Below are 12577 nucleotides of genomic sequence, written 5' to 3'. Positions count from 1 at the left end.
TTATTTCAAAATCCCCCTTGTATCTATTATTATTTTCTCTTTTAATAAGTTATTATCTATGTCTCCAAAGACACTATGATCTACTAAAATAACAATAATATCCCCTTCATGAACACCTTGCTCTACATTAACCATCTGCACCTCATTATTTTGTAAGCCTGTAGGCAATTCATTCACATGAGGTTCTACTACACATATTTTCCCAATTTTTTGTTGTACTAATTGTTTTACTATTTCTACCGCTGGGCTCTCACGTAAGTCGTCAATATTAGCTTTAAAGGATAATCCCAAACAAGTAATTACTGGATTTTTAAATCGTTCCGCTTTTTCTTTTATTTTTTCAACCACATACATAGGCTTATAATCATTTACATTCCTTGCCGTATGAATAAGCTTCGCTTCCTCAGGAGCAGCATCCACAATAAACCATGGATCTACTGCAATACAATGTCCCCCTACACCTGGTCCAGGCTGTAAAATATTCACACGAGGGTGACGATTTGCTAAACGAATTAATTCCCAAACATTAATATTTAACTTATCACATATTAACGATAGCTCATTTGCAAAAGCAATATTTACATCACGGAATGAATTCTCTGTTAACTTTGCCATCTCTGCTGTTCTTGCATTTGTATCCAAAATTTTCCCTTTTACGAATTGTTTATAAAATTCTACCGTACGTTTTGTAGATTCCTTGTCTAACCCACCAATAATACGATCATTTTCTACTAATTCCTTTAAAATTTGCCCTGGTAATACACGTTCTGGACAATGAGCTACATAGATTCTTCCTTTCTCACTATGCATTTCTTCAGAGGTTGTTAAATCCAAACGTTCCTCTAAAATCCATTCTGCAACCTTTTCAGTTGTGCCAATTGGACTTGTAGATTCAAGAATAATAATATCCCCATTTTTTATAACAGGAGCAATTGTTTTCGCAGCAGCCTCTACATATGCTAAATCTGGTTTATGTCCATCTTTAAATGGCGTTGGCACTGCCAAAATAAAAATGTCTGCTTCTTCAGGCTGTAATGATGCCTTTAATTTCCCACTTTGCACCGCTGCTTTTACTAAAATATCTAAATCCGGTTCATAAATATGTACTTTTCCACTATTAATCATTTCAACCGCATTTTCATTTACATCAACACCATGTACTTGAAACCCTTTTGTCGCTAGTAAACTAGCAGTAGGTAAACCAATATAACCAAGTCCCATTACACAAATCTTTTTATCCATCTCTTTCAACCTCTTTCCGTAAATTAACTACTAAGATGCTCCATTAGATTTAATCATAATTTGAATTGTTTTAAATATAATTTTCAAATCATATATTATGCTTCGCTTATTTATATATTCTAAGTCTAATTCAACCATTTCTTTGAATCCAACACTATTTCTTTCGGTCACTTGCCAAAGTCCTGCACAGCCCGGTGTAACAAGTAGTCTTTGTTTATCGTATTGCGTATATTCCTTTACTTCTCGCAGAAGTGGTGGACGCGGCCCCACTAAACTCATTTCACCTTTTACCACATTCAATAACTGTGGTAACTCATCAATACTTGTTTTACGAATGAATTTACCGATTTTTGTAACACGAGGATCATCTTTCATTTTAAACATTGCACCAGATACTTCATTATGTTGTAATAAATCCTTCAACTTCTCTTCCGCATCAGTGACCATAGAACGGAATTTATACATACCAAATTCTTGTTCATTTTTCCCCACTCGGGTTTGCTTGAATAAGATTGGACCTTTTGGATCTTCTAACTTAATGAGTAGTGCAACGATAAGAAAAACAGGTGAAAGGAAAATAAGACCACATAATGCCCCTACTACATCCATTAAGCGTTTCATAAATAAATACAACCATTTTTGATTTACCTTTTCAGCAGCAAGTAATTCTTGTTTCTTTACAGTTTCCCCCGATACTTTCATTAAGGCCACTGCTATCCCACCTCACTTTTTATACATGTACATTTTCTTTTTGTACAAGTTCATTCATATAACTCATCAATTCTTTTTTCAATTCTTCATTTTGAAGTGCCATTTCAATCGTCGTTTTAATAAATCCAAACTTTTCCCCAACATCATAACGAGTACCTTCAAAATCATAAGCAAACACACGTTGAATTTCATTTAATCGTTGAACCGCATCTGTCAACTGAATTTCTCCGCCTGCACCTGTTTGTTGATCCTCAAGGAACATAAAGATTTCTGGTGTTAATACATAACGACCCATAATCGCTAAATTAGATGGTGCTGTACCTTCTGCTGGTTTTTCAACAAATTGACGCACTTGATAGCTACGGCCATTCTGCTCAATCGGATCAATAATTCCATAACGTTGTGTTTCATTTTCTGGCACTGTTTGTACACCGATAACTGAAGACTGTGTTCCTTCATATTGATCCATCAATTGACGTAAACATGGTGTTTCTGCTTGAACAATATCATCACCAAGTAATACTGCAAATGGCTCGTTCCCAATAAATTTACGTGCACACCATACCGCATGCCCTAAACCTTTTGGTTCTTTTTGTCTTATGTAATGAATATTAATTTTTGAAGAAGCTTGCACTTTTTCAAGTACTTCGTGCTTTCCTTTTTCAAGTAGAGTTTGTTCTAACTCGAAAGAGTGATCAAAATGATCTTCAATTGCACGCTTTCCTTTTCCAGTAACAATAATAATATCTTCAATTCCTGATTCTATCGCTTCTTCTACTATGTATTGAATTGTTGGTTTATCAACGATTGGCAACATTTCTTTCGGCATTGCTTTCGTTGCTGGTAAAAACCTTGTCCCCAGTCCAGCCGCTGGGATAATTGCTTTTCTTACTTTTTTCAAATCTTGTCCCCCTAATAAGCATTGTTTTATCTATATGTAACAATAACAAAAACCCTACCTATAGAGTCATATTTATAACTCCATAGGTAGAGTTTCTATTAGAAATAAATTATGGGCATCTAACCCATCCTCACGCCACGCTCCCGACGACAAGCGTCTAAGGTAGGTTCGAAATTAAATTTCTACCCACAGCACAACCGAGTGCCCCCATTGATAATGGTTAGGAGACATCACCCAAACTCTTCAATTAAAAAATACCGAACAATTTTTTACGACGAATTTGTTCTGGATCTTCTTTATAAATTGCTTTCCCGCTAATTAATAAGTACGGATTTTCTTTTAAATCGCTCATAACGTTCATTCCGAATTCTTTTCCAATTAATTCGTAGCTTTCCGCTAAATGAAACCCTCTTGACGTTGTGTTATGTGCATCTGATGCGATCATATGTGTTAAATTATGTTCAACAAGTTGTAGTGAGAATTTTTTTATCTTTTTTCCGAACTTCCCTAAGAGACTTCCTGCTGTCACTTGTGTTAATGCGCCTTTACTTACAAGGTTATATAACTTATCTGGTCGTTCAATTAGTTCAGTATTGCGTTCCGGATGAACGATAATTGGAATCATTCCTTTAACACGTAATTCATATAATAGTTGTTCTGCATAGCGAGGTACGTGATTAGATGGGAACTCAATTAATATGTATTTATTCGTTTCGTTTAAAGTAACGATTTTACCAGCTTCATAGTCTTCTAATAAATCACCATATAACCTGACCTCTTGTCCTGGTAAAATTTTCAATGTAATTTCATTTTGTTGTAGTTCATCATTTAATTGTTTCACTTGATGAATAATAGAAGTGCGTTCATTTACATATTTTCCATTTTGATGATGTGGAGTTGCGACAATTGTATGAATTCCTTCTTGCACAGCCCTCTGTGCCATCGCTAAACTATCTGTTACTGTCTGTGCCCCGTCATCGATGCCCGGTAGAATATGACAATGCAAGTCGATCATTCTCTTCATCCTCTCCCTTTTAATTAGAACTTTTTTCCCTTACATACAATAATTGTCTTATATATAAGGGAAAAAAGGAGATATGTTTCTACCATATCTCACTTTTTTAATTAGTTTGCACCGTAGTAATAATATAGGCCATTCTCACGTTCACGGTCATTCAGAACAACACCTAACAATTTACCTTTGGCTGATTCTAATAACCCTTTTGCTTTTACCGCTGTTTCCTTTTCTGTCGATTCACTACGAACGACAAGAATAGACGCATCACATACATTTGCCATAATTTGCGCATCTGTTACAGCTAAAATTGGTGGTAAATCAATGATGACTAAATCGTACATACTATACGCTTGCGCAAGAAGTTCTTGCATTGATTTCGAACCTAACAATTCCGCTGGATTCGGCGGAATTGGGCCACACGCTAAAAAGTGTAAATTATCTACATTTGTCGTTTGTATACACTTCTCTAAACGTTGACTATGCGTTAATACATTCGTTAATCCAACAATATTGTCTACTTGGAACATTTGATGCATCGCTGGTTTACGCATATCTGCATCAATTAACAATACTTTCTTTCCTTGTTGGGCGAACACAACTGCCATATTCGCTGTTGTCGTTGTTTTCCCTTCACTCGGGTTTGCAGACGTTACCATTAACGAATGTAAATTCGTATCAACAGATGCAAACTCAATATTCGTTCGAATATTACGATATTGTTCTGAAATTGGTGATTTCGGTTGTTGATGAGCAATTAATTGACGACGTTGACGATGATTTTTTTTCTTTTGGAATAAACTTTTAAGAGCCAATTGTTTGTCCCCTCACTTTTCTTGATGATGGAGCATGTGATTTCACGTTTGCCGTTTCTTCATCCATACGAGCTACAATACCTAACACTGGTAAGCCAAGTAAGTTTTCTACATCTTCTTCTTTTTTCACTGTGTTATCTAAGTATTCTAGTAGGAATGCAAGACCGACTGAAGCGATTAAACCAACAACGAAAGCAATTGCTACATTTAACATCGGACGTGGTTTAATCGGAGATAGATTTTCTGCAACTTCTGCTTTTGAAAGTACAGTTACGCTATCAACGCTCATAATTTTCGCAATTTCACCTTTAAATACTTCTGCAGTTGTGTTAGCAATATCACGAGCTAGTTTCGGATCTTTGTCCTCAGCCGTAACAGAAATAACCTGTGAATCTTTTTCATTTGCAACATTAATCTTTCCAGTTAAATCTTGTGCTGTCGTATTTAAATTTAATTTTTCATTCACTTGATCTAAGATTACTGGACTTTTAATAATGACCTTATATGTATTCGTTAATTGAATATTTGTTTGAATTTCACCAGCTTGAATCATTGCACCCTCTTGTTTTTTCTGATTCACAAGAATTTGCGTCGAAGATTGATAGATTGGTGTCATGAAGAAAAAGCTAATGATAGCACTTACAATAGCTGCACCAAAGGCGATTACGAGGATCATTGCTAAACGTTTTTTTAAGATATGAAATAACTCTTTTAGACTAATTGTTTCTTCCATAAGTTCCTCCAACTTTCTAAAATTTACACATAGGAAAAATTATAACATATAAATCTTACATTTTTTATTTTTAATAATTCAGTTCTATATTTGTTCACAAGAAACAAGTTTAATCTTACAAAATAATCTTAAATATGACAACACATTCCAATCATTTTCCAAAATTTTTATTTTATCATGTTTTTCATGCTGTGTAACTTGATAAAGAATTTCCAGAAAACAATAAAAAGCCAACAAAAATTTTGTTGGCTTTTTATATTTTAGTAATAACCATACTGCTCTTTTTCTTCCTTTTTATCGTTTAAAATGACACCGAGTATTTTGCCAGATGCTTTATCTAATATTTGTTTCGCTTTTACTATTTTATCTTTTTCTGTTTTTTCACTGCGCACGACAAGTACGATTCCATCACATTTGTTCGCAAGTATTTGGGCATCGGTAACCGCAAGAACTGGTGGTGTGTCTATTAAAACAATATCAAACATATTATATGCTTCTAGCAATGCCTCGTCCATCGCTCGATTTCCTAATAGTTCAGCTGGGTTTGGCGGAATTGGACCTGCCGCCATTAAATATACGTTCTCTACATCTGTTTTTTGAATGCATTGCATTAATTTCGCTTGTCCTGATAATAAGCTCGTTAATCCATTTGAATTATGAATTGCAAATAAGTTTTGTATCGTCGGCTTGCGTAAGTCAGCTCCGATTACTAAAACTTTCTTTCCTTGTTGACCGAAAACAACTGCTAAGTTTGCAATTGTCGTCGTCTTTCCGTCACCTGGATCTGCTGAAGTTACAATAAGAGAACGAATATGATTATCTACAGATGTAAATTCAATATTTGTACGAATGTTGCGGTATTGTTCTGTAATACGCGATTTAGGCTCTTTATGTGTAATTAATTGTTTTAATGGCTTTCTTTTCTTTCTCCCGAACATGTTCTAGTCTCCTTTTTTAAGTGCGACCTTTTCCCTCTATTTCTATATGCTCGATATACACGCCTATTTCATTCATGATCGATATATTACGCTTATTCTCCACTTATTTCCACTGTTAAATCCATCCATTGTCACCCATATCTAACCATAATCCATACCGTTCTATTTTGTCCCATATAAAGACCGTAACAATGTGACAATAGCTTCATTTCTTTTATACCTTTATTACTTATCTCAAAAACGAGATAAATGATAAAGTAATTATATGGTAATCCCAATTAATTTACAACTAACTTTCTGAATAGTTTGTATTTTTATATTGACATATATAGTAAATAAAAAAATCTTCTTGTATTTTTACAAGAAGATTTTTTTATTCTATCTATTCTTTTTTATCACCAATTGCAAATGTAATTTCAGCTTCGCATGCAACTTCACCATCTACTGTTGCTATTGCTTTTCCTTTTCCGATTGGACCACGTACGCGCGTCATTTCTACTTCTAAACGAAGTTGATCACCTGGGCGCACTTGTTTTTTGAAACGACAGTTGTCGATGCCTGCGAAGAAAGCAAGTCTCCCGCGGTTTTCTTCTTTCTTTAATACAGCAACTGCACCAACTTGCGCTAATGCTTCTACAATAAGTACACCAGGCATAACTGCATAGTCTGGGAAGTGCCCATTAAAGAACTCCTCGTTTGCAGATACATTTTTAATTCCAACCGCTCTTTTTCCTTCATCTACTTCTAATATTTTATCAACAAGTAAAAATGGATAGCGGTGAGGAATGATTTCTTTAATTTGTTCTATATTTAGCATATAACAATCGCCCCTTTTGTAATATTGGTCTTACCACTCAGACATATTGTTATTATCCCATTTTGTTTATTATTTGTCATTATAAAGTGAAACTTTAATCAATTCAGCTTTATATATAAAAAAATGCACACACTCTATTCCATTAAAATAGTTGCACTTCCCAGCAACTGACACGGAGGTAGAAAAGAGTGTATGCCCAAATTAGGGAAAGGCAATATGTATTTAAACATTCTTTGCCTTAATGTCGTATTCCGAATCATTATATTACATACGTTTTCAAATAAGAAAACATTAAATTTAACTATATATATGAATATATCGCCCTATTCCTTTATTTTTCTCTATTTTTCTTCCGTTTTCGTAAAAAACTAGAATTAAAAAAATAAAAAAAAAGAACTAAGGTTTTCCCTTAGCTCTTTTTCACTTTATTTCAATGCACGACGTGGTAATTTATCGATATTCTCTAACATAATACCTGTACCAATAGCAACACATTGCATTGGGTTTTCAGCGATTAATACTGGTACCTTTAATTCTTCTGCTAGAAGCATGTCGATACCGTGTAATAAAGCTCCACCGCCTGTTAAAATAACACCGCGGTCGATAATGTCCGCAGATAGTTCTGGTGGTGTGCGCTCTAGTACGCCTTTTGCAGCTTGTACAATGATAGCTGCGTCTTCTTTTAGTGCTTCTGTAATCTCTTCAGAGCATACTGTAATCGTACGTGGTAAACCTGTTACCATGTCACGTCCGCGAATTTCAAGCTCTTCACTACGTGCACCTGGGAATACTGTACCAACTTTAATTTTAATATTTTCTGAAGTACGTTCTCCAATTAATAGCTTATACTTACGTTTAACGTAGTTTAAGATTTCCATATCAAACTTATCGCCAGCCATTTTGATAGAGGAAGAGGTAACAATATCACCCATAGAAAGTACGGCAATATCTGTTGTACCTCCACCAATATCAACAACCATGTTTCCGCTTGGCTGGAAGATTTCCATACCAGCACCAACTGCGGCTACTTTTGGTTCTTCTTCTAAAAATACTGTTTTACCACCTGAACGTTCAGCAGCCTCACGAATTGCTTTTTGTTCTACAGATGTGATATTTGTTGGACAGCAAATTAAAATGCGAGGTTTTGAAAAGAAGCTCTTCACGTCCAATTTGTTAATGAAATACTTTAACATTGCTTCTGTAATTTCGAAATCTGCGATTACACCATCTTTAAGTGGACGAATTGCTACAATATTACCAGGTGTACGTCCCACCATACTTCTTGCTTCTTCACCTACTGCTAATACTTTTCCACTATTACGATCAATTGCCACAACAGATGGCTCATTTAATACAATACCCTTACCTTTAACATGAATTAATACGTTAGCCGTACCTAGGTCAATTCCGATATCTCGCGCAAACATTCCCGTCATTTCCTCCTCGATATTCAAAATCAGGTTACACCCGAATTCTTTTACACCTAATTTCTGATTTTATCATAAATTTAACAGAAACGTAATATTCGCAAAAAGAATTCTTCTGAAAAATATTACCGAATTCACAAGGAATGTTTGCTATTTTAGATTTATTGGCGCACAGGGTTTTCTGTATCTTCTTTTCGATACTTTTGCTTTGTTGCTTCTCCACCTCTTAAATGACGAATAGACTTATGATAATCAAGAATTTCTTTCACTTCATTTGCGAGCTCTGGATTAATTTCTGGCAAACGTTCTGTTAAATCTTTATGGACTGTACTCTTTGATACCCCAAACTCCTTTGCGATTACACGCACTGTCTTTCTTGTCTCCACGATATACTTGCCAATCTTGATAGTTCTCTCTTTGATGTAATCGTGCACACCACTCGCCTCCCTAAATTGGATGTGAGAAGTGTGAAATGAGACTCGCTGCATACGACTATGAAGTAAATGTGAGTGCTGTTTGTAAGCGTTAAACATTCTTGGATTTATAATGAAATGATTCACGATTTCTCACCTCAAACACTCTCTTTGCATTGGTTTATACCATTGTATTGCCCGCACTACTGATATATGCTACATGTTCACTATTTTTGCGGACTAAGTTAAGAAAAATTACGTTTTTTTGTGAGAAATACGTTAACGATGACAATTATGGCGAAAAAAAGTGACACCTCTTTATAAAAGGTGTCACTCTTCTCTTTCATATTCTTCTTCTAACAACTGATGGTGGGGAACTTCTTTCTTACCGGCAATATAATAATATAAAGCGAATAAAACAAACAATAAAATGATAGCAATCGACAGAACAGATAAAAATGACACAGCATCCCCTCCCTTTTGTAATATATATTCGAGAATCTCGTCATTTTTCCTTGTTATTGCAACTTTTTTCTCGAAATTGGTTATTTTTATATGAAAATAAAGTGAAACTTTAATCAGAGGGGGTTTTGTTCATCCCCCACTGATTATTAGTTGAACCAATCGGGCGTTTACGGGCAGTTGATCTCCCACCTAACTTCTTTGCTCCAGCTGAATTTTGAGGTGGGAGTCTTACTGCCCGTTAATGCGGGATAAAAAAATCAGCTCTCCCAATGAGAACTGATTTTTTCACTTTATTATTCTTGTGAAGAAGAACCGTTAGATGATTCTGTAGAACCATTCGTTGATTTTTCTTCTTTTTGAGATTTGTCATCTTGTTTGCCGTTCGTCTCTTTATCACTAGTCGAACCGCTTGTTGATTTCTCTTCTTTTTGAGATTTCTCATCTTGTTTGCCGTTCGTCTCTTTATCACTAGTCGAGCCGCTTGTTGATTTCTCTTCTTTTTGAGACTTATCTTCTGGTTTCGTGCTTGTCGACTTTTCTTCTTTTTGAGATTTGTCATCAGCTTTTTTACCAGAAGCATTTGTCGCCTTTGCAGCACCTGCATCAGCTTTAATTTCTGCTACTGATTTATTTAAATAACGCTCAGGGTTCACAGCCACATTGTCTTTACGTACTTCAAAGTGAACGTAAGAACCTGCATCTTTATTCATTGCATTTAGACCTGATTTTCCTAACACTTCACCTTGCGCGACTCTTGCACCTTTTTCTACTTTCACACTGCCTAAGCTTTGATAAGATGCTGCTACACCATTTCCACTATCTACTGTTACAACATAACCAAGAAGTGAATCTTTTTCAGCTTTCGTTACTGTACCACTTAAAGCAGCTGTAACATCGAATTCTTTTCCGTTTTTCGCAGCAATGTCAATTCCTTTATTCGGGGAATATGTGTTGTTATAAAAGACAAGTGCTTTTTCTTGTTCCGCCTCTGATGCTGCATCTTCATAGAATTTCTTCTGTACTACTACTTCTGCATTTGCTGCAGTTGGCATTTTCACTACTTCTGAAGATTTTGTTACTGGTACTGCCGGATCTTCCGTTTGTGTATACGGTGTTGCTTGATCTTGGTTCGGAGCTTTCTTTGGATTAGCTCCCTGGAACCATAGCGCAACCATTAAGATTACCGCTGCACAAGCAATGTATAGTGCCGGAAACACCCATCTTTTTTGAAATAAATGTACTACTTTTTGCGACTTTTTACTATTTCTTCCTCGCATTCCATCATCACCTCAGCAATCATTTTGAACAATATTCACTCATCCTATACAACCTATAACTAATTACTTTTCGACAAAATCTGTAAAAATATGTATAGGAATTGCAAAATTTCCGAGGAAATGATAGAAAAAGGAAAAAACTGAGCGTTTCAGCTCAGTTTTTTAGTCTAGTTGTTTCTTTTTATAAACGATAATACAAAGAATAATAGAAAGTACACACCAAATTATTATATTTATTAAATCACCACTAACAGTTGATAATCCCTTTCCGTTCATTAGCTTCGGCATTGCATCCGCAAGGTGTTTCGTTGGAAGAAAATCAATCATTTTTTTTACAAAATCATTTTTTAAAAAAACTCCTAATATTGGAGCTAGAAGGAAAATAAATAAGATTGGCATACCTACTACTGATGTTGATGCTGTTGTTTTAGCTATTAATCCAATCGCCGTACCTAACATAAGAAAGAAAAATATACTAATAAGTAAAAATAGCACTATTAATGGAATATTCCCCTTTACTACACCTAAAATTGCGAAGTTACTAAAACAAATTGCAAATGTAATAAGACCTGTTAATGCGCTTTTTCCTAGTAACACTTCTAACGATGATGCTGGTGATAACATCAGCACACGTAGCGTATGCTTTTCTTTTTCTTCTGCAATTAAAGCCGCTTGAACAAAGCTTCCTACCATTGTTAAAGCCATTAAAGTTACCATATTAGATATTTCATCTTTCGGCCCATCCATCTGTCCATAAACAAAAGCAAATATAATTGGAAGTATTGCCATTACAAGTACAGATGCATTTGCTTTAATATCCTGTAACTCTTTCCGAAAAATAGCTGAAAATCGTCTCATTGAAAATGTCATTATAATCCCCTCCCAGTAACTTCAATAAAGATATCGCCTAGCGTTGGTTCGTGTGAATGAATGGATAGTAATTCACCTTTTTTCATCCATTCTGAAATACGTTTTGCACCTAATTCGTCTTTTTGCACTACTTCTTTTTGTTTATCTTTTAACACAACTTGTATTTGATCTTTCGCGTATTGTAGGCGAAGGTTTTCTGGTGTATCAAGCGCTACAATTTCTCCGCCGCATAGAAAGGCGATGCGGTTACAAAGTGTTTCTGCTTCGTCCATATTGTGAGTCGTTAAGAAAATCGTCGTTCCCTCTTTATTTAAGTCTTTTAAGATTTTATGAATGTTTTGTACGTTTACTGGATCAAGTGCAGATGTTGGTTCGTCTAAGAAGAGGATATCTGGTTTATGAAGGATTGCTCTAGCTAATGTGACACGCTGCTTCATTCCTTTTGATAGCTTCTTTACTGGTGTTTTTTTATCATCTAATAGATTCACTTGCGCTAGTACTTCATCGATTCGTTCTTTTTTACAATCGTATAAGTCACAAAATAATAGTAAGTTATCATAAATGCTAAGTCTTTCGTATAAGCCGCTATTGTCTGTTAAAATACCGATTCGTTTGTAATCGATACTACTTGGCCCTGTAATGTCTTTCCCTAACACTCGTACTGTTCCAACGCTATGAAGCAATTGAGAAGTTAAAATCTTTACTGTTGTTGTTTTCCCAGATCCACTCGGTCCGAGGAATCCAAAGATTTCTCCTTGCTTCACCTCAATATTTACATTTCGAAGGGCCGTTTTTCCATCGAAACTTTTCATTACATCTTTCATTTCAATTGCCAATGTCATTTCGTCATCCCCTTTGTTTTTCTTTTTATAGATGAAAGTCGCTTTAGCGCTTTTCGTTTGTTTCGCTTTTCTTGACTCAATCATATGAAAAACAAAGGGTAGGCGCAGCAA

Annotated in this window: 14 protein-coding genes; all 14 read right to left on the bottom strand. The window is 35.3% G+C overall.

From position 1 onward, the window contains the following. The 14 genes from wecC to ABH959_RS08505 all read right to left on the bottom strand — a co-directional run bounded on the left by wecC (position 1) and on the right by ABH959_RS08505 (position 12466). Positions 1-1242 (bottom strand): UDP-N-acetyl-D-mannosamine dehydrogenase, encoded by a 1242-nt coding sequence (gene wecC / locus ABH959_RS08570; RefSeq protein ID WP_404492457.1) that lies wholly within the window; start codon positions 1240-1242, stop codon positions 1-3. A gap of 30 nt (positions 1243-1272) precedes the next feature. Then, a complete protein-coding gene (locus ABH959_RS08565; RefSeq protein ID WP_404492456.1) occupies positions 1273-1953 on the bottom strand; it encodes a sugar transferase in 681 nt (226 codons plus the stop codon). Positions 1954-1972: 19 nt separating this feature from the next. Then, complete coding sequence (galU, locus tag ABH959_RS08560; RefSeq protein ID WP_404492455.1) at positions 1973-2854, bottom strand: UTP--glucose-1-phosphate uridylyltransferase GalU; 882 nt, start codon at positions 2852-2854, stop codon at positions 1973-1975. 247 nt (positions 2855-3101) lie between these two features. Further along, the gene (locus ABH959_RS08555) at positions 3102-3869 is read right to left on the bottom strand and encodes a tyrosine-protein phosphatase (RefSeq protein WP_404492454.1); all 768 of its coding nucleotides are present in this window, start codon (positions 3867-3869) and stop codon (positions 3102-3104) included. A gap of 110 nt (positions 3870-3979) precedes the next feature. After that, on the bottom strand, positions 3980-4684 hold the full coding sequence (locus ABH959_RS08550; RefSeq protein ID WP_404492453.1) for a CpsD/CapB family tyrosine-protein kinase: 705 nt from the start codon (positions 4682-4684) through the stop codon (positions 3980-3982). Next, a complete protein-coding gene (locus tag ABH959_RS08545) occupies positions 4674-5417 on the bottom strand; it encodes a YveK family protein (protein ID WP_404492452.1) in 744 nt (247 codons plus the stop codon). The genes ABH959_RS08550 and ABH959_RS08545 overlap by 11 nt, the downstream gene beginning before the upstream one ends. Before the next feature lie 260 nt (positions 5418-5677). Then, positions 5678-6355, bottom strand: coding sequence for a CpsD/CapB family tyrosine-protein kinase (locus tag ABH959_RS08540; RefSeq protein WP_404492451.1), 678 nt, complete (start codon positions 6353-6355; stop codon positions 5678-5680). Between the two features lie 382 nt (positions 6356-6737). After that, positions 6738-7172 (bottom strand): 3-hydroxyacyl-ACP dehydratase FabZ, encoded by a 435-nt coding sequence (gene fabZ / locus ABH959_RS08535; RefSeq protein WP_000931959.1) that lies wholly within the window; start codon positions 7170-7172, stop codon positions 6738-6740. Between the two features lie 425 nt (positions 7173-7597). Beyond that, positions 7598-8599 (bottom strand): rod shape-determining protein, encoded by a 1002-nt coding sequence (gene mreB / locus ABH959_RS08530; RefSeq protein ID WP_002130035.1) that lies wholly within the window; start codon positions 8597-8599, stop codon positions 7598-7600. 161 nt (positions 8600-8760) lie between these two features. Continuing rightward, a complete protein-coding gene (gene spoIIID, locus ABH959_RS08525; RefSeq protein WP_002089714.1) occupies positions 8761-9033 on the bottom strand; it encodes a sporulation transcriptional regulator SpoIIID in 273 nt (90 codons plus the stop codon). A gap of 309 nt (positions 9034-9342) precedes the next feature. After that, positions 9343-9477: a hypothetical protein gene (locus ABH959_RS08520; protein WP_002016211.1), complete on the bottom strand. Its 135-nt coding sequence runs from the start codon at positions 9475-9477 to the stop codon at positions 9343-9345. A gap of 293 nt (positions 9478-9770) precedes the next feature. Beyond that, entirely contained in the window at positions 9771-10754 is a 984-nt protein-coding gene (gene spoIIQ / locus ABH959_RS08515) for a stage II sporulation protein SpoIIQ (protein ID WP_002167338.1), read from the bottom strand. 162 nt (positions 10755-10916) lie between these two features. Continuing rightward, entirely contained in the window at positions 10917-11624 is a 708-nt protein-coding gene (locus tag ABH959_RS08510; RefSeq protein ID WP_113936203.1) for an ABC transporter permease, read from the bottom strand. Beyond that, complete coding sequence (locus tag ABH959_RS08505; protein WP_113936202.1) at positions 11624-12466, bottom strand: ABC transporter ATP-binding protein; 843 nt, start codon at positions 12464-12466, stop codon at positions 11624-11626. The genes ABH959_RS08510 and ABH959_RS08505 overlap by 1 nt, the downstream gene beginning before the upstream one ends. Between the last annotated feature and the right edge of the window lie 111 nt (positions 12467-12577).

It is taken from the genome of Bacillus sp. RC51 (assembly GCF_044908115.1).
In the GTDB taxonomy this organism is placed as follows: domain Bacteria; phylum Bacillota; class Bacilli; order Bacillales; family Bacillaceae_G; genus Bacillus_A; species Bacillus_A mycoides.
This window is presented reverse-complemented; position numbering and strand designations above follow the sequence as displayed.